Below are 18,449 nucleotides of genomic sequence, written 5' to 3' on the forward strand. Positions count from 1 at the left end.
GCGTTATGGAATTATTTACTCTTACCGATTTAAATCCTATTTTTTTCTTTCTGTTTTTGCTGGCATTAGGTGTATCACTTTCGTTGGGTTTGTACTTGCTAAAAATGCCGAAGCCTGTTCCTGCCACTGCACCCCTCGATCTATTTTCCTCAGAACGTGCCATGCAACATCTGCAAGCTATTGGACGCGAGCCTCACCCTAGCGGAAGCCCAGAACATTGCCGGGTTGGAGATTATTTACTGCTGGAATTACAAAAACTCGGTTTGGATTGTCAGGTTCAGGAAACTACTGCAGTTAATGATTCGCGTGGTTGTGGCAGAGTCCGTAATATAATGGGGCGTTTACCGGGCGAAAATCCCTTAACAAAGATATTGATTTCGGCGCACTATGATACGGTTCCCCATAGTCCCGGCACAACCGATAATGGTGTGGCAGTGGCAACGCTATTGGAAACGGCAAGAGCTTTACAAAAACAACCAGCGTTACATAATGATATTGTATTTCTGTTTACCGATGGTGAAGAAGCCGGGCTTTTGGGAGCGCAAGCTTTTGTGGATAGCCATCCTTGGGCTAAACAGATCGGGCTGGTATTAAATTTTGATGCCAGAGGCACACGCGGACCACTTTTGATGTATGAAACCAGCAATGACAACGGCACGCTCATTCGGGAATTTGCCAAAGCTGTGCCATTTCCGGTGGCTTCCTCCTTCTCATATGAAATATCAGAGCGTTTACCTACACATACCGACTTTGATGTTTTCAAAAAAGCCGGGTGGATGGGTTTGAGCTTCGCTTGTATCGGCAACCTATGCCAGTACCATACCATGCTTGATAACCTAGAAAATTGTGACGAGCGTCTTTTGCAGCATGCGGGCAGTTATGCGCTAAGCTTACTCAAGCATTTTGGTAATATAAAACTGGAAAATTCCAAACGCACCAACGCAACTTATTTCAACCTTTTCCGCTCTTTATTGATTCATTATCCTTCCTCGTGGAATACACCTATCGCGCTATTAGGGGGCGCGGGATTAGCTGCCACTGTTTACGCTGGATTTAACCTTAAATTATTATCTTTTCCGGGTCTGTTGTGGGGATTAATTCTATTTTTGCTAACTGTATTGGCGGTATCGGTTGTTACATGGCTTGGCTGGGAAACGCTTAAGCTACTGCATCCACAGTATCGGATATTACGTTTTGGCGATACCTATAATAGCCACCATTATTATTTAGCTTTTGTGCTGCTGGCGGTTGCGCTGACCAATTTGGCAAATGGATGGTTTTCTAGCAGTATCGGGGCTACAAATCTTTGTTTTGGTGTATTATCAGGTTGGGTTATCGCTTCTATAGTTATGAATCTTGTCGTACCTAGCGCGGGATATGTATTTGCTTTGCCCATATTAAGCAATCTGGCTGGGTTTGGTCTTATTTTTGCCCTGCGCAATTTTGCCTTTGACCCGCAGTTTTACCTTGCGCTTTATGGTATAAGTGTCATTCCCACCCTACTAATTCTACCCGCAACAATAGCATTAATGTTTGAGGCGTTGGGTATCCGGCTGATGTTTGTGACGGTGATTCCGGTAGTATTTATTACCGGGTTGCTTGCGCCATTTTCAATTCTTTTAGCTGATTCCAATGGCTGGATTGTTTCTGGTATTCTATTTGTTGGCTGTGCGGTTTTTCTGGTGATCGGTAGTATGAGCGCTTCTTTCAACCAACAACGGCGCAAACCCGATAATATCTTTTATGTAATGAACGCTGATACGGGGCAGGCGGTTTGGGGTAGCACCGATGCTCAACCGGATGAATGGACTGACCAGTTTTTTGGACAAGGTTATAACCTTGATACCTTTCCGGATTATTTTTCTGCCCCCTCCCAAATCGGACGTAAGGTACTACTGAGCCAAGCTCCGGCAGTAGCTTTGCAAGCCCCTCTTTGTGAGGTGTTGGGAAAAACCATTGAAGATGATTTAGTGGCTATTCGGCTCTGTATTCGTTCTCAACGGAATGCCCCTGTTATGAACCTATACATTACCAATCCATCAATACTGGAATCTAGCGTAAACGGGATTCAGCTAGTTGAGACAATACAAGTAAAACCGATTTCACGTTGGGGTTTGCGCTTTGCCAACCCGCCTGAAGCCGGAATTGAATTGGTGTTGAAGGTGAAAAAGAATTTGCCCTTGACTTTACAGATTATTGACCAATCCTATGAACTACCCTCAATACCGGGGTTTGTGTTTAAACCGCGCTCTAACCATATAATGCCTGTGCCGTATATGGGCTTTATACCGGATTCTACGCTGGTAAAGAAAACTTTTGAGATAGGTTGGAATGCACCAGTCGGGAGCTAGGGTTTAGGTGGATTATCAAGCCTTGAAAGAAAATAACTGCGAAAGTGATACCAAAAACCTTCCAGCGGCGAAAATACCCGGTAGCGTGAAATCTGTCCATTCATTTTAGATACTTTGCAAAAGGATGCAATATGCGCTTTATTATTTTGGGTGATTTGCACTATGCCACATATAGTAAACCAGAAGTAGCAGCCGCCCGTGACCGCTTTTTTAATGCCTTTTTTGGTCAGGTAGCGGCACATCAGGCTGATATAGTTTTCGCGATCGGGGATGTTACCCAACATGGCAGCTATGCCGAGTTGCAGAATCAGGACAAAATTGAGACATATGCGGGGTTGAAATTAGTAAGGTTAGTGGGAAACCACGATGCTGATAGCCTAGAAAAGGCTGAGTTAGCCCCCTATTTTTTGGGTGGCATGCGTTCGGTCGGTGAGGATGGGTTGTACACGGCTTTCACGTTGGGTGATGTGCGCTTTGTGTTGTTAGATACCGCCCGTGTTAAAGAAAGTCACACCGATTACGGTGGGATTATACACCTCCGGCAATTGACATGGCTAAAAAATGAAATCGCACAATTCAATGCTGCGCTCTCACCCCGCTATCTGGCGGTTATGGCACACCACCCCATCACCAATACCACACATCGTAGCGAGAAGCCTATGTTGAGTATTTTGAATAGTTCGGAAGTCCAGCAAGTTTTGGCACAGGTGCAACGTAAACCCGCCTTCTACTTCTGCGGGCACAACCATAGTAATAGCATTTTTGGACCAGATGCAAACGGCTGGTATCATGTGCAGGCGGGTGCTCCCTTAGAAACAGAAGGCTATCGGGTAATAACGGTGAAGCGTGATTTTATAAAGGTAGAAACGGTTGATATAGATTTCGGTGATTCAGCTTTGCGTGCCGATTTCGATTTGATTCGCTATAACTTCGATGACGATTTCACTATCCACGATTTCACCCTATTCTATGGCAATTCCACAGACCGCGAGTTTGTTTTTGATGTGTCATAATAAAGAACAAGGTTTAAAGTTCGCTAATACTTTGGCTGCGGAGAACATATCAGTTTTGGGGCGTTTTTACTTTTCATTTCCCTTACTTCCCTAGCGACCACTTTCTTAACACGAAAAACTGATGCATACCCAGCACAGCTTAAGTATTTACATATATGACAGCTTAAAGTACAATTTATAATAGGATATAGTTCTGGTGAAGGATTCAAATTACCCTATAAGGGATTTCTTGCGTCTTACTACTTTTATTTAGTTGACCAATCCTCACTTAACCGCAATAGTGTTTCTCACGAATCCTGTGAGGCTAAAGTAAGACAGCATCGAGGTATTCCTCCAGAATTGATCAGATTGATGCCAAACTTCGCAAGATTACACCGCAAGCGGTGGGAAATTTACTCAGAGAAATTAAATGGATCAAGTGAACCTGCACATTGACAATGAAGATCCAGCACTGACCCACAGTGAGTCTATCAACCCGATAGCAACTTTTCTAAATAATATACACGGAAGCATCTTTGTCCTTAGCTCGCATGGTGATTTTACACACCTGAACGTCGCTGCTGCCCAATTACTCCAACGTAAGCAGGAAAAGTTACTGGGGAAAAATATCTGGGTCGAATTTCCCGTGCTAAATGATAATCAATTTAAATACAATTTCCAACTGGCATTAGAAAAAAAACTGGCTTCCGAGTTTCAATTCTATTATCCGCCTTTGTTAAGCTGGCTAAATATTCAAATGTACCCTATGGAAGAAGGGTTACTGGTTATACTGAAAAAAACTTCTGACAAAACCATTTCAGAACCCATTCCTGCCAAAGAAAATGAGGGTTTGCGGCGGTTCGATCGCGATGTCGGCGAAGATATTTTGATGCTCCAAACAGTTTTTGAGAATAGCCCTGATGGTCTAATATTCGGAACCACCCAAGGAAAGATTCTGGAAGTTAACCCGGCAACCTGTAAGATTCTTGGCTATACCAGAGAAGAGCTATTGCAATTAAGCAGAATCGATATTGTAGATATTGCCGACCCTCGTTTCAAGGAGTTTCTGGGTAAGCGTAACAAAGATGGCTATGCCTTTAGTGAATTGATACTCACACGAAAAAGTGGCGATAAATTTCTGGCAGAAGTGACCTCGAATATTTTTTATATTGCGAATGGTGAAGCGCGTGCCAGCCTGATATTTCGGGATATAAGCCAACGTAAGCGAGACGAGCAGACCTTACACGAAAGGGAAGAGCAATTTTACAAGGCTTTCAAATCTGCTCCAATGGCGCTTTCCATCAGCACGCTGCATGAGGGATTATATATTGATGTAAATGATAGTTTTCTGGAAATAACCGAATATAGACGAGATGAAGTAATTGGACGTAGTGTGTTCCAAGTATTAGGAATCAAGTTAGCTGAAAGAGAAGAATGGCTAAAGCAAGTCGCATCTTTTGGGGTACACAAAAATTTTGAAACTATTATTACCAACAAAAACGGGCAGAAGCTTATTGTCATAGCCTCTACGAGCAAAGAAGTTATTAATGGCAAGGAATATCTTATCACATCATTCTATGATGTTACGGAATTGAAAAAAGCTCAAGAGACTTTGCAACAATCTAAAGAAAGATTTTTCGAAATATTCCACAATGCTCCGGTCTTAATTACAATCGCTAATGGCACAGATGGCAGAATTTCAGAGGCAAACGATAAGTGGTTAAAAGCCACCGGGTATACCCGTGAAGAGACAATAGGGCATACCAGCACCGAACTTGGTATTTGGGATAGTACTGAACGGAACACGGTGTATAGTGAACTGGAAAAATTCGGCACAGTTAATAATTTTGAAACAAAATTCAGAACTAAAAACGGCGAATTACGTGATGTGTTGGTATCGTTCAGTGAAATTAAAATAAAGGAACAAGCTTATTTTCTGGGAATGGCGCTGGATATTACCGAGCGCAAAAAGCTGGAAGAAGCCTTGCATCGTAGTGAAATTCGGTTCCAGGCATTTATGGAAAACAGCTCTACTTCTGCAATGATCGTAGATTATAACGGCGATATTCAATATGTGAACAATGCGTACAAGCTAATGACCGGAATTGAACTAGAAAAACTAATTGGTCATAGCGCGTTTGAAATCTTCCCACCTGAATATGCCGACCAATATATAAAGCCTATAAGACAAGTGCTGGAAACTGGAGTCCCAAAAGAAATATTTGAAACTTTCGTCAAGCCTGATGGTTGCATTGGTACAGCCTTAGTACATCTTTTCCCTATTCCCGATTCAAACGGTGAGAAAGTTATTGGAGAAATTGCTGTTGATATTACTGAGCGAGTAAAGGCAGAGGAAGCGCTGCAAAATGAGAAAGAACGCCTTGATATTACTCTGCGCTCGATTCGGGATGGGGTTGTGGTAGCCAACAGAGAAGGTAAAATTGAGATATTTAATCAGGCTGCCGAGAATATGACCGATTGGTTACAGGAGGAAGCGGTTGGGCAACCGTTGGATAAGGTTATCCAAATGGTAAACAGCAGAACGGGAGAACATTTAGAAAGCCAATTATTACAACAATTGCTGAATGGAGAAAGTGTTCAACAAGAAAACGAACACTATATATTAGTAGCCCGAAATGGAAATACACGTTATATTTCCTATCAGGGCGCTCCGTTGCTCAACAAAAAGGGGGATTTTCTAGGAACGGTGCTGGCTTTTCTCGATATTACCGATAAAAAGAAATTGACCGAAGAAAGGCTAAAAGCCCGTAACCTCGAATCGCTGGGAGTGCTGGCAGGGGGCATTGCTCATAATTTTAACAATATTCTTACAGCAATTCTCGGCAATATTTCTCTGGCAATGATGGAAACTGACGAAACCAGCTCGAATTTTGAATATTTGCAAGAGGCTGAAAAGGCTTCATTCCGCGCCAAAGATATGGCACAACGTTTGGTTACCTTTGCCAAAGGGGGTTCACCTCACAAACAATCAATCAGAATCCAGGATGTGGTTAAAGGCACAGTTCAGTTTATGCTACAAAGCACTAAATCTCACGCCGAGTTTGATTTAAGTGATGATACCTGGAATACTATGGTTGATCAGGGACAATTTAGCCAAGTAATTCAAAACTTGGTGCAAAATGCGCTCGATGCCATGCCAAATGGGGGAGTGCTGAATGTCCGTACCACAAACATAATCCTCGAAGCAGAACAGATTCCCACGCTAAGCAGTGGCAAATATGTGCTTCTTACAATTCGTGATCAGGGTGTGGGTATTCCTGCTGATAACATGTCGATGATTTTTGACCCTTATTTTACTACCAAAATTGCGGGTAGTGGATTGGGTTTATCCATATGTTACTCGATCATGAGAAAACATGATGGGCAAATTGCGATAGAAAGTGAAGAAGGCAAAGGTACAATCGTTTCCCTATATCTTCCGGCTTTCATTAGACCCGGTACCGGAAAGCTCAGCACTTTAAGCACATCACCTATTCGCTTGCGGCGAATTCTGTTTGTAGATGAGGAAGAAAGTACCAGAACTATAGTGAGTAAGTTGCTCATTAAGATAGGTTATGAAATAGAAACAGTTGAAACAAGTGAAGCCGCAATTCAAGCTATCCAAACTGAGCAACCCTTTAATGCGGTCATACTCGAATTAGGTGGTTCAGGAAGCAACAGAGCTAAAAATTTAATCGAAATCGTGCATAAGCTCGACCCAAATATAAAATCTCTTGGAGTTACGGATTATATTAATGACCCAATAATGACGTATTACCGAGAATACGGTTTCGATGGTGCAATCTGCAAACCCTTTACACCATCACTTTTGGAACGAGCATTACACGAGATTTTAAAACCCTGAAAAGCCTGTTAGAAGCAAGGATATTCGCTATCTTCCCTCAAAACGTGGTTTGCGCTTTTCCATAAAGGCGCGGGCGCCCTCCTCAAAATCCTTGCTCTGGAAAAGCTGTACCAATACGGCATAAACATATTGGACATTACTCTCAAAGGTTTGATCAAGCCCTAAACGCATAGCGCGTTTGGTAGCCTGTATAGACAAGGGCGCGTTAGAAGCAATCTCAGCAGCAAGACTATAGCTCTCTTCCAACAAATTATCCGGTTCAATCACCCGGTTGACCAGACCAATAGCAAGGGCTTCATCTGCCGAAAGAGGAGCGCCACGTAAAAATATTTCGCTGGCTTTAGCCCAACCAACTATACGGGGCAACAACCATGTGCCGCCGCTCTCCGGCAGTACACCCAGTTGGGAAAAAGCAGGCGCGAGTTTTGCAGTAGTGGACATTAGGCGAATGTCACAGCCTAAAGTTAAATCCATCCCATACCCTGCTGCCGCGCCGTTAATGGCACATATAACCGGTTTATCAAGATTATGTAAAGCCAATGGAGGAGAATCATTGGGAATACTAACCGGGCTATCTTTAATCAGTGAGCGCAAACCTTTGCCGTCCGCCTCGTCTTTTAGGTCGTATCCAGCGCAAAAACCTCGCCCTGCCCCAGTTAGAACTACAACCCGAACTTCATTGTCCCGCGCCGCTTCTACCAGATAACGACTCAACATATCCAACATTGAGATGCTTAAAGCATTGAGACGATCTGGGCGATTCAGGGTAATAGTCGCAATATAATCCTGCTTACTGTAAAGCACATGGTCTGAACTCATTTGCTAATTCTCCTTTATTCTAAGCTCTGCTCTGCACATTAACGGATACTTACACCGATAAAGGGAAAAGTCAAGCCCCAATTTAAGAGGAGATTTTATTTACTTCTAAAATAAGCGGTACTGTGGTAAAATGGCGACAACTTCACCTTCATTCTGCAATAGAAACTGACGAAGGAGTCTCTTAACCCAATGGATAAAGCACAACTGGTTAAAGAGCTTATCAAGATTTTCGGCGAAGATAGTGTCTTGCACCATGTAGAAGATCTTATGGTGTATGAATATGACTTCTCTATTGATAGCAATCGCCCGGAAGCGGTGGTTTTGCCACGCAATACCGACCAGATTTCCCAACTAATGGATTTATGCGAAAAAAATAAAATTCCGGTAGTGCCACGCGGAGCGGGAACCGGCTTGAGCGGCGGCAGTATTGCGGTGCGAGGCGGGATAGTGGTTTCGCTGGCACGTATGAAGAAACTGGTAAAACACGAGCCTAAAAATCGCTATACGGTAGTTGAACCCGGCATGGTCAATTTTGACCTGAGCAACGAAATTGCCAGCACCGGCTATTTTTTTGCGCCAGACCCTGCCAGCCAACGCGCCAGCACTATCGGCGGCAATATCGCGCTTAACGCCGGCGGTCCGCATTGCCTCGCGCATGGCTCTACCACCAATCATATATTAGGGCTTGAGCTTGTTCTGCCCGGTGGCGAGGTAGTAAAAACGGGTGGGGCTGCCCCTGACCGTCCCGGCTACGACCTGACCGGCTTCATTGTGGGTAGCGAAGGTACGCTCGGCATTGTAACCGAGGCGACCGTCAAAATTATGAAGATACCGGAAGCGGTACAAACCTTCCTCGCCCTTTTCCATACAATTGATGAAGCCTGTGAAGCAGTGGCGCAGGTCATCGGCGCAGGCATAGTGCCTGCCGCGTTGGAAATGCTGGATAAGGTGATGATTGAGATGATAGAACGCGCCATGAACGCCGGATACCCACCCGATGCCGGGGCAGTTCTACTAATTGAGATAGACGGACTCAAAGAAGAATTAGGGGATTTACAGGATACCATAATAGATATTTGTCGCCGCACCGGTGCGTTTGACGTAAAATACGCCACCAGCGAGGAAGAACGACAGAAGTTATGGAAGGGGCGCAAAAGCGCCGCCGGTGCGCTTGGACAGGTTGCGCCTAATTTCTACCTACATGATGGAGTTGTGCCGCGTACCAAATTACCTGAAGTTATGCACAAGGTGATGGAGATTGGGCGCGAATACAATCTAGTAGTGGCAAATATATTCCATGCCGGAGACGGCAACTTGCATCCGAGCCTGCTTTTCGATGCGCGAGAACCGGGCGTTATCGAAAGGGTCATTGAAGCAGGTGAGAAAATCCTGAAACTTTGCGTGGATGTAGGCGGAACCATTACCGGGGAACATGGCATCGGAACTGAAAAGCAAGAGTATATGACTTGGATATTCAGCGAAGCTGACCTTGAGACAATGCGCAAGGTCAAAGATGTTTTCAACCCGAATGATACCGCCAATCCCTGGAAAGTCTTTCCCACTCGCCAGAGTTGCGGCGAAGTTAGCTTGAAAATGCGCATACTGAAATCAAAACCGGGTATGGAAGAAGCTTGGATTTAAGGGTGATTCATGAAAGCAACCGGAAATAAAAAGAAAACTCGCCCGACAGAGATAAAAAACTCGCCGGAAGCACACAAAGAAAAACTGGAAGAATTGGCAGTGGATGGGCAAATACCGAAAGCGGTTGCCTACCCTACCACTAATGAAGAAGCCTGCAATCTTCTCAGGGAAGCCGACTCAACTGGTAAGAAAGTCTCAATTCGAGGCGGCGGCACAAAGCAAAGAATCGGCAATTCTATAGAAGGGCTTGACCTTGTAATCTCAACCCACAAGCTTAATCAAATCCTTGAATATGAGCCTGCCGACCTGACTCTATGCGTGCAAGCAGGCGCAAACCTAGCGCAAGTGCAAAGTGAATTGGCAAAGCACGGGCAATTTCTGCCAATCGCCTCGCCTCTTTCCGCCAACGCCACTGTAGGGGGCGCAATTGCCAGCAACAGCAGCGGACCTACCCGCCTCCAGTACGGCGCGGCGCGAGATTGGCTTATAGGGGTGCGTTTTGCGCTGGCAGATGGCACACTCGCCAAGGGTGGCGGGCGCGTGGTCAAGAACGTTGCCGGGTTTGATATGATGAAATTGATGATAGGTTCTATGGGTACGCTGGCAATGCTCTTAGAATTGAATCTCAAACTATTGCCCTTACCGAAAGCGCGTGCCACTGCCCTAATTCCTTTTAGCGCGGAGCATGAGGCTTGTGAAGCCGCTTTACGCATTATTGATAAAGGCATTTTTCCTACCGCTGAAACAGTGTTAGATTCTAAAGGCGCAGAGGCTCTAGGCTTGGACGCACGTACTATCCTTCTGATTGAAGTCAGAAATACGACACAAGCAGTGGAAAGACAAATGCGCGAAATCCAGCAATTAGTCTGGCAATTGAGCGGCGCGAAGGTAGAGCGTATAAACGATGAGGACAGCCAATCTAAGCTATGGTCACCTGTCACAGACTTCGCCTATCGCGCAGCAGTGAACGCCCCCAATACGTTCGTAATAAAGATAGGGGTCGTTCCTACTCAAGTGGCAATGCTTATCAGACAAGCGCATCAATCTGCTAAGATGAATAATATTCAGGTTGAGTGTATGGCGCATGCCGGACACGGTATAATGTATGTGGTGGGCAACTATCCTGAAAAAGAGGAAGAATCAGCCTTGAAAGCTATTAAAGAGATTATTGCCAAAGCAGAATCAAATAGCGGTTCAGCGATAATAGAGCAAGCGCCACCAGCGCTCAAAGCGCAGTTTAAAGATATATGGGGCAATGCCTTGAGCCGTACTGAATTGCGGCTTATGCGCGAAATCAAGAAAAAACTCGATCCCAATCGTACTCTAAATCCCGGAAGGTTCGTTAATAGCATCTAAACCTAAGCGCGGTTTTTGTTTCGCGCCATTGGTAATTTGACGGCTACTAGAAAGTGGACTGAGTGATGGACACCGTAAAACTGGTTGACCTTGTGAAAGATAAACGCTTGCCCGGTTTCACCCAAGGGGAAGCCCCCAGCTACGATGATATGACGCGCTGTATCCATTGTGGGCTATGTCTGAACCAATGCCCTACCTACCGAGTCACCGGCAACGAAACAGAGTCGCCACGCGGCAGGCTCTATCTGATGCGGGCTTTTGCGGAAGGGCGTATTTCCGGGCAAAGCGAATCTCTGCAAAAACATCTAAACCAGTGCCTACAATGCCGCGCTTGCGAAAGCGCCTGTCCTAGCGGTGTTAAATACGGGCATCTGGTAGAACTAACCTCTGCTGAAGTTGCTCAACAAACGATTCAAAAGCAAAGCCGTAGCGAAAAGATCATCCGCTGGTTGGTATTCCGACAGCTATTCTCGAAACCAAAGAACCTAAGATATTTTGCGCTTGCCACCCGCCTTTACCAGCGTTCATCTCTGCAAAAAATTAATCGCGCCGTGGGTTTCTTACGATTACCTGCTTTATCTAAAATAGGGCTTGGTAAACTCGCTGAGCTTGAAGAAACAATGCTTCCGCCCATCAGCAAACCATTGTTTGAGCCGCCAGAAGAAGGGAAAGTTCCCGCGCTTACCGAGCAAAAATATCGGGTGGCACTGTTCAGCGGTTGCGTTATGAGCATCGCTTTCGCCAGCATTAATGAAGCCACCGTCAGAGTCTTGACCCGCAACTACTGTGAAGTGGTAGTACCCAAAAGCTTAAATTGCTGTGGCGCACTCCATGTACACAACGGAGACCGTGAATATGGCAAAGAAATGGCTATTCGCAACATCGAGGTGTTCGAGGAAAGCGAGCGCAAATTCGGCAAATTCGATGCCATTATCATCAATGCTGCCGGGTGTGGCGCTATGCTGAAGGAATACGGCGAATTGCTTAAAGCTGATAAGACAATGGCAGAACGTGCCGCAGCATTTTCGAGTAAGGTAAAAGATATTACCGAATTTCTGGCAAGTATTGAGCTTAATCGCAATTTTGGGCGTATTAATCGGCGTGTAACTTATCAGGACGCATGCCATTTATTGCACGGACAGAAAATCCAGTCTCCGCCACGCTCACTGCTAAAGGCGATTCCGGGAATTGAACTGGTAGAGATGAAAGATAGCGACAAATGCTGTGGCAGCGCGGGGATTTACAATGTAACCAATTCTGAATTGAGCATGCAAATCCTCGATGAGAAAATGAATAATGTAGCGGACGCACGCCCCCAATGTATTATCGTTGCCAACCCCGGTTGCCAGCTACAAATGAAATTGGGGGTAAAACGTGCCGGGCTAGAAAAAGGGGCGGGTAAACCGATTGAGGTAGCACATATCATAGAATTACTAGACGAAGCCTACCTAGCGGCTGAAATTTAAGAATAACCGCCTATAAAATACCTAGTGGTTGACTTGATTACTACCTAAACCTATAATGTGCCTGTACTTAGTGGTAGAATGATTGGGAAGTTCAATATTTAGGGGATTTCCATTATGGGAATGAAACTTGTAGTAGCAATTGTACAAAATGATGATGCAGACGAGTTAATTGATGCGCTGACATCATCAGATTACCGTGCCACTAGATTAGCCAGCACTGGCGGGTTTCTACGTCAGGGAAACACCACTATTATTGTTGGAATACCGGAAGAATCTGTTAACCAAGTGTTAAATATTGTTGCCGGGCATGCGCACCCTCATCATCAGAATGTCGTGCCAAATCCTTTCCCTACTCTTACAAGTGTTACGCTGCAAGCCGCAAATGAAGAACCTCCCGAAGTACAAACTGCAAAAGCGACTGTTTTTGTGCTAGATCTCGAACGCTACGAAAGAATCTGAGTATTATATAATGACAAATGAGAATTTAGGGCAATCAAAGAAACTAGCCATAGTGTACGGCCCGGAGTTACTCAACTATGATTTTGGACCGGAACATCCTTTTGGTTCAAAACGCGGGAAAGTTACATGGGAACTTCTCAAAGCCTTAGGCATTCCTGAACGAGAAGATGTATTAAATCTCAATACCAGAGAAGCATCAAACGAAGAATTGCGCTTGTTCCATACACAGGATTATATTGATTTTGTGGAGAGTGCATGCAAGCGTGGGTTTGGGTATCTGGATGGCGGCGATACGCCCGCAATGCTAGGCGGGTTTGAAGCTGCAAAAACCGTAGTAGGTAGTAGTTGGAGTATTTGCGAAGCGGTAATGAAGGGGCAAGCGCGTTACGGGGCTACCATCGTGGGCGGTTTGCATCACTCTTTTCCGGGACGTGCCTCTGGCTTTTGTGTCTTTAATGACCTAGCAGTCAGCATACAGCTATTACGGCGCGAGTTCAAACTAAAAAGAGTAGCCTATATAGACATAGATGCGCATCACGGTGATGGGGTGATGTACGGTTTCTATGAAGACCCGAATGTAATCTTCATTGATTTTCATGAAGATGGACGCTACCTATTCCCCGGTACAGGTGCAATCCATGAATTAGGGCGCGGAATCGCTACTGGTACTAAATTCAACATGCCCATGCCACCCTATAGCGGTGACCAGAGTTTTATACGAGCTTGGGATTCGTTAGTACCGCAATTGCTGCACGACCTCAAGCCCGAATTTATCTTGCTTCAAATGGGAGTGGACGGACACGGTGGCGACCCTCTGACTGAATTGAATTATTCCTCTGCCAGTTATAAACATATCATTCGTTCCCTGCGCGAACAAGCTGAAGAAATTTGTAATGGGCGGTTAGCTTTATTCGGCGGGGGTGGTTACAACCTAGAGTCGTGTGCTCTACGTTGGACTGAAATGATTGCGACCTTGATTGACGCTGAATTGCCGGATTTTCTACCGGATATTTGGCGCACACATTATAAAGAAATTACAGGGGAAGAAGCCCCGGTAACATTTCAAGAAGATTCCACCGGAGACAACACTCTTGTCAGAGTGTCTGAAATGGTGGATTGGTTTCGCATGAAAGGGTATTTACTCGCATGATTAAGCGAATCTTGCTTGCCTACGATGGCAGCCTTGGGTCGCAAATTGCGGCACAACACGCTGCTGAAATTGCTACACACTTTAATGCTGAAGTAACCATTTTGACTGTAGGCGGTCCGCTCTTTGGAGGAGTTAGCAAAGATGCCCCTATCGCACATATGAACGAAGCAGACTATGAAAAAGTGGCAGATGAAGGTCTTGCGATTCTAGCGGACAAAAAGGTACGTGCCCATAAAAGATTCCGCTGGATTGACCCGGCTGATGAAATTTTGCACGAAGCTTTGGAAGGGGGCTACGACCTGATTGTTATGGGGCATCGCAGCGCACATAGCAGTATTCGACGGGATGAAGGCATGCTCGGCAGTGTCGCTATTAAAGTAATTAATCATGCTCCTTGCTCAGTTATGATTGTGCGCCCTGATTCAAATCTCCAGCATCGAAGCAATATCGTTTAGCGGGGGTTCAGCTTGTACGAAATCAAACCAGAACGGCAGCTAGAATTATTGCGTTGGCTTATATCCTTTCAGGATGCCCAGTGGTTGATAAAGACCACTGCGGTCTTGGGAGGGGCTGAGGCGCTTAAGCTAAATAGCAAAGTTCGGAATGCGCTAGGCAAAACCGAAATGAAAGCTGTTCTGGCGTTGGTTGGTAAAAGCAAAGCCGATAACCTAGCCGACGCTTTTGAGATTCTCAAAACTTTCCTGAATCTAGCGTATGGAGAACGCGGGTGGAAGGGTGAATTTCGCCTCTTTTCCGATCACCAGGCTGAGATTGAGGTTTCTTCTTGGATCTTAACCGATAACCTGCGTAAAGCCACCAATTCCGGTATTGAAGCATTCAGCTTTGCGATCGAGGTGCTTTGGAATAGCTGGTTTGAGATGTTATTACCTGATACGCATGTTGAGATTTCCTCTAAGCTGTCAGGCACAAATGGACGCACCAGCGACCTGTTCTCTATTACTTGTTTTAGTGAATCATTTGACATTCCGCCCCAACCTGCCGTTGTAAATCCAGCGGTATCCGAATCGAATCCGGTGGCGGCGGCGCTACAAATCCCGCTTGATGATGAGAAACCAGGAACTACTCCTGTACCTCCCGCCAATACGCTAGTAGATTACACTACTTATACACCACCGATTGAGAGCAGGCACACGCCTCCTGTGTCGCCAACTGAGCAATTTGATAGCAAGTCAATCCCGCTTCCTGCGCCAATGCAAGGAGGAACATTATCGCAAAGGCTAGCTAACAAGCGCATTGGTAGTAATGAAATAAACCCCGAACCTTCGCACACCAATGAAAAAACGTCTGCAAATATTGTGCCGTTATATGACCCAAATGAAGCCCGTCCGCTGTATTCGGTTGATTTAGAGCGGAAAACCAAAGATGCGATAGGGCGGAGTGAACTCAAACGCAACAAACTGATGCAAAAACTTTTCCTCTCCAAAGAAGCGCGTGAATTGTTGGAAAACGCAGCGGATGAGGCAATTGTTCCGGCTTTTAATCTCGCAGCAGGTATCGAGAGCATTTTACAGAACCTGATTGTAGAGCGTAATCATAAGACTCCCGGCTATATCAGCGAAGAAGTGCATGTTATTGGCGGGGCAAATGGTGATTTACAAATTCTTGTAGGCAAGCGAGTTTTTAGCGCAGTGAGTGAAGTGCCACCCGGACATATCCGAGAATTGCTGAATGAAGCAGTAGCGCGTTGGGGCGAAAGCGCAGCAGGCTAATAAAACAGACAAGAGGCTTATAGCCCCTTGCCCGAAATAAACTAAAGACCTTCCATAGTTTCGGTCAAAATTCGATCTACAACCTTTTTAAAATCCCCGGTTTCGTGAAAAGTAGCGAGTTGGCGGTCAGCGCTGGTTCCGCCTTTAATGAGAGTGCGAACATAGTCAATTTCCCTGCGGCTACCTAACTCGTCAACCACTTCATCTACAAATTCCAGTAGTTCATTCAACAAATTATGCGCGCTGACTTCTTCTTGCTTACCAAGGTCAAGCATATTCCCCTCAGTACCATAGCGCACAGCCCGCCATTTATTTTCCATTATCAAGGCGCGGCTATAACGTCGCCAGCCGATATTTTGCTCACGCAATTTATAAAGTTTGGTACAAACCGCTTGAATTAACGCGGCTAAAGCCAAAGTTTCTTCCATTCGGGTTGGCATATCGCAGATACGCACTTCAATTGTGGTAAATTGAGGATGAGGTCGAACATCCCACCAGATTTTCTTGCCATCATCAATACAATGAGTATCCACCAGTGTTTGTACGTAGCTGTCAAAAGCGGCAAAACTTTCAAATTCTTCGGGTATGCCAGTACGAGGGAAACGTCCGAATACCACCGACCGGAATGATTTCAGCCCGGTATTGCGCCCCATCCAGAAGGGGGAACTGGTGGAAAGCGCCAATATATGAGGCAAGAAGTAGCGCAATTCGTTCATTATTTGTACGGCAAGGTCGCGGTCTTCTATACCGACATGCACATGCATTCCGAAAATCAATATCTCGCGAATAACATCCTGTAACTCTTCTTCCAAAATATGGTATCGCTCATGGTGAGTGATTGGCTGAGTCTGCCAACTTGTAAAGGGATGAGTACCGGCAGCGCCAATGGCGAGACCATGCTTGAAAGCAAGTTCTGCCAAAGTATATCTATTGCGAGTCAAATGCTCACGCGCCTCTGTAATGTTTTTGCAGATAGGGGTAACCGTTTCTACACAACTCATTAACATTTCAGGCTTGATATTGTCGCCCAATATAGGAGTGCCAACCGCAATAATTTCAGCATTGCGGGGGCTTAACTCGCGTGTGGTAGGATCTACCAATTGGAACTCTTCCTCGATACCTAATGTAAAGGAAGGTGTAGGGCGTCGCATACTTTACTCCATTTTATTACTCAATAACAAAAGTTGGTACAGTACTTCCGGTTCCTGCTGTAACATTTAGCAGCGATGCGGCAGACAGGCGCGTCAGCAACCCTGCTACTTCACCGTCAAAAATATAAGGGTCACAATCTACCAGTCGTTCCGCTAAAACAGTCTCACCATTATTCAACACGGGATACAGTTCTTTTGCCACCTTAACTTTCTCCTGCACCACAAACGGTTCGGTCAAGGCTGCGTCAAAAGCCGCTTCCCACGAAGCAGCGTCACTCTCCCAACCAATGGTAATACCCTTGCCACCGTACTCGTCATTCGGTTTCAGAACCAGCCTGTCCCTATTGTGCATAACAAAAGCGCGCAGGTCAATTTCTTCACCTTTGTAGGAGGTTTTTCCTTCGCGCACCCGTCTTGTCCATGGCACATGCTTCCCAATCAGTTCAAGTTGGAGTGAAGAAAAGTAACGATGATTTTGCTCATCAGTTAAAAGCCCGAAAATCATCTTCTTATGAAAGATTTTGCAGCGGAAACTGTTAATCATGCAAACCGCGCCATCCTCGTAGGCTTTGAAAACCGGTTTGCACTCCGCTGCCCGTTCGATTAGCTCGCTTCCTAATACCCGCTTTAAAATTAGATCTATTTCATAATCATCTTTACGCAATTTACCATTAGTATAGGTTAATTCACGCGGGTCACAGATGATGGCTTTCACACCGCGCTGTGCAAAATGCTCTTGCAAAAGCTCAAACTCGGTGCGGGTTGGCACATCATCCCAATCTACTATCGCTATTTGTGGCACTCGTTGCGGACGAGTTCCCAAATATTCACGATAGTTATTCAACAACATATCCAGCAATCTTGGCTTCACATCGATGTGGCTAAGCTGATATTTCTCGGTGAATTTTTTCATCACAGGCAAGGTGGTGAATAGTTCCGAGAGACCATCCTCATAGGTTGCGCCTGCGGGGGATTCGGCATTATACTCAACAAAGTGCATCGTCAAACCATCAGCATCAACGCTCAGGAAGCTGTCAAGACGGCTGTGCGCGCTCAAACGCTTATAGCCGGTATCAAACGCCATCAAGCGATGTTCTTCTTCTGTCAAGCCCACATCTTCCAGCAATCGCTCAGCTTCGGCTTTATCACTACCAAGCATAACATCGCCTAGGCATGAAATTGCCCCGGTCAACGCTTTGCACACTTCACGAATATAATTGAAATGAACCCTAGTGGTAAAATGAGGACGTAAAACGTTGCAAAGGGGCTTACCCCCAAAGGTTAGCTTTCGGGGTGGCATGCCATCCACCAGCAGTTGCCAGCTATTGGCAGTAAGCTCAGGGCTGCTGGTTATCAATGAGTGATAATAATCTACAGCTTCTTCAAGCCGCGCCGCTTCTTGCTTGATTTGCCGATTTGCATCCATTCTCTACCCCCAATCGAAGGAGCGGGGTATTTTTACCCCGCTT

The 18,449-nt window shown here is 45.5% G+C and carries 13 protein-coding genes; 10 read left to right on the forward strand and 3 right to left on the reverse strand.

Annotated features, from left to right (window positions below; all coding sequences use genetic code 11):
• Nucleotides 1-5 precede the first annotated feature (5 nt).
• From OZ401_RS10340 to OZ401_RS10350, 3 genes are all read left to right on the forward strand, one after another.
• Entirely contained in the window at nt 6-2,351 is a 2,346-nt protein-coding gene (locus OZ401_RS10340; protein ID WP_341468154.1) for a M20/M25/M40 family metallo-hydrolase, read from the forward strand.
• 131 nt (nt 2,352-2,482) lie between these two features.
• Nucleotides 2,483-3,364, forward strand: a complete 882-nt coding sequence (locus OZ401_RS10345; protein ID WP_341468156.1) for a metallophosphoesterase family protein — start codon at nt 2,483-2,485, stop codon at nt 3,362-3,364.
• A gap of 409 nt (nt 3,365-3,773) precedes the next feature.
• Nucleotides 3,774-7,208, forward strand: coding sequence for a PAS domain S-box protein (locus OZ401_RS10350; RefSeq protein ID WP_341468157.1), 3,435 nt, complete (start codon nt 3,774-3,776; stop codon nt 7,206-7,208).
• A gap of 27 nt (nt 7,209-7,235) precedes the next feature.
• Here OZ401_RS10350 and OZ401_RS10355 read toward each other — a convergent pair whose 3' ends face one another.
• Entirely contained in the window at nt 7,236-8,027 is a 792-nt protein-coding gene (locus OZ401_RS10355; RefSeq protein WP_341468158.1) for an enoyl-CoA hydratase/isomerase family protein, read from the reverse strand.
• Between the two features lie 189 nt (nt 8,028-8,216).
• Between OZ401_RS10355 and OZ401_RS10360 the strand changes: the two genes are divergently transcribed.
• The 7 genes from OZ401_RS10360 (at nt 8,217) to OZ401_RS10390 (ending at nt 15,829) form a co-directional block, all read left to right on the forward strand.
• Nucleotides 8,217-9,668, forward strand: a complete 1,452-nt coding sequence (locus tag OZ401_RS10360) for an FAD-binding oxidoreductase (RefSeq protein ID WP_341468159.1) — start codon at nt 8,217-8,219, stop codon at nt 9,666-9,668.
• A gap of 9 nt (nt 9,669-9,677) precedes the next feature.
• Nucleotides 9,678-11,024, forward strand: coding sequence for an FAD-binding oxidoreductase (locus OZ401_RS10365; RefSeq protein ID WP_341468160.1), 1,347 nt, complete (start codon nt 9,678-9,680; stop codon nt 11,022-11,024).
• 65 nt (nt 11,025-11,089) lie between these two features.
• Nucleotides 11,090-12,490, forward strand: coding sequence for a (Fe-S)-binding protein (locus OZ401_RS10370; protein ID WP_341469874.1), 1,401 nt, complete (start codon nt 11,090-11,092; stop codon nt 12,488-12,490).
• A gap of 114 nt (nt 12,491-12,604) precedes the next feature.
• Nucleotides 12,605-12,949, forward strand: a complete 345-nt coding sequence (locus tag OZ401_RS10375) for a cyclic-di-AMP receptor (protein ID WP_341468161.1) — start codon at nt 12,605-12,607, stop codon at nt 12,947-12,949.
• Between the two features lie 10 nt (nt 12,950-12,959).
• The gene (locus tag OZ401_RS10380; RefSeq protein WP_341468162.1) at nt 12,960-14,099 is read left to right on the forward strand and encodes an acetoin utilization protein AcuC; all 1,140 of its coding nucleotides are present in this window, start codon (nt 12,960-12,962) and stop codon (nt 14,097-14,099) included.
• Nucleotides 14,096-14,554: a universal stress protein gene (locus tag OZ401_RS10385; protein WP_341468163.1), complete on the forward strand. Its 459-nt coding sequence runs from the start codon at nt 14,096-14,098 to the stop codon at nt 14,552-14,554. The genes OZ401_RS10380 and OZ401_RS10385 overlap by 4 nt, the downstream gene beginning before the upstream one ends.
• Before the next feature lie 12 nt (nt 14,555-14,566).
• Entirely contained in the window at nt 14,567-15,829 is a 1,263-nt protein-coding gene (locus tag OZ401_RS10390; protein ID WP_341468164.1) for a hypothetical protein, read from the forward strand.
• 41 nt (nt 15,830-15,870) lie between these two features.
• Here the strand turns inward: OZ401_RS10390 and OZ401_RS10395 are convergent, their stop codons facing one another.
• Both OZ401_RS10395 and OZ401_RS10400 read right to left on the reverse strand, forming a co-directional pair.
• Nucleotides 15,871-16,980 carry a carboxylate-amine ligase gene (locus tag OZ401_RS10395; protein ID WP_341468165.1) on the reverse strand — a complete coding sequence of 370 codons (1,110 nt, stop codon included), beginning with the start codon at nt 16,978-16,980 and terminating at the stop codon, nt 15,871-15,873.
• 16 nt (nt 16,981-16,996) lie between these two features.
• Nucleotides 16,997-18,406, reverse strand: coding sequence for an ATP-grasp domain-containing protein (locus OZ401_RS10400; protein WP_341468166.1), 1,410 nt, complete (start codon nt 18,404-18,406; stop codon nt 16,997-16,999).
• Nucleotides 18,407-18,449 lie beyond the last annotated feature (43 nt).

Source organism: Candidatus Chlorohelix allophototropha (genome assembly GCF_030389965.1).
In the GTDB taxonomy this organism is placed as follows: domain Bacteria; phylum Chloroflexota; class Chloroflexia; order Chloroheliales; family Chloroheliaceae; genus Chlorohelix; species Chlorohelix allophototropha.

Excerpts from the sequence above, each read along its gene's own strand:
- OZ401_RS10340 (WP_341468154.1), top strand. The coding sequence starts at position 6 with ATGGAATTATTTACTCTTACCGATTTAAATCCTATTTTTTTCTTTCTG.
- OZ401_RS10345 (WP_341468156.1), top strand. The coding sequence starts at position 2,483 with ATGCGCTTTATTATTTTGGGTGATTTGCACTATGCCACATATAGTAAA.
- OZ401_RS10350 (WP_341468157.1), top strand. The coding sequence starts at position 3,774 with ATGGATCAAGTGAACCTGCACATTGACAATGAAGATCCAGCACTGACC.
- OZ401_RS10355 (WP_341468158.1), bottom strand. The coding sequence starts at position 8,027 with ATGAGTTCAGACCATGTGCTTTACAGTAAGCAGGATTATATTGCGACT.
- OZ401_RS10360 (WP_341468159.1), top strand. The coding sequence starts at position 8,217 with ATGGATAAAGCACAACTGGTTAAAGAGCTTATCAAGATTTTCGGCGAA.
- OZ401_RS10365 (WP_341468160.1), top strand. The coding sequence starts at position 9,678 with ATGAAAGCAACCGGAAATAAAAAGAAAACTCGCCCGACAGAGATAAAA.
- OZ401_RS10370 (WP_341469874.1), top strand. The coding sequence starts at position 11,090 with ATGGACACCGTAAAACTGGTTGACCTTGTGAAAGATAAACGCTTGCCC.
- OZ401_RS10375 (WP_341468161.1), top strand. The coding sequence starts at position 12,605 with ATGGGAATGAAACTTGTAGTAGCAATTGTACAAAATGATGATGCAGAC.
- OZ401_RS10380 (WP_341468162.1), top strand. The coding sequence starts at position 12,960 with ATGACAAATGAGAATTTAGGGCAATCAAAGAAACTAGCCATAGTGTAC.
- OZ401_RS10385 (WP_341468163.1), top strand. The coding sequence starts at position 14,096 with ATGATTAAGCGAATCTTGCTTGCCTACGATGGCAGCCTTGGGTCGCAA.
- OZ401_RS10395 (WP_341468165.1), bottom strand. The coding sequence starts at position 16,980 with ATGCGACGCCCTACACCTTCCTTTACATTAGGTATCGAGGAAGAGTTC.
- OZ401_RS10400 (WP_341468166.1), bottom strand. The coding sequence starts at position 18,406 with ATGGATGCAAATCGGCAAATCAAGCAAGAAGCGGCGCGGCTTGAAGAA.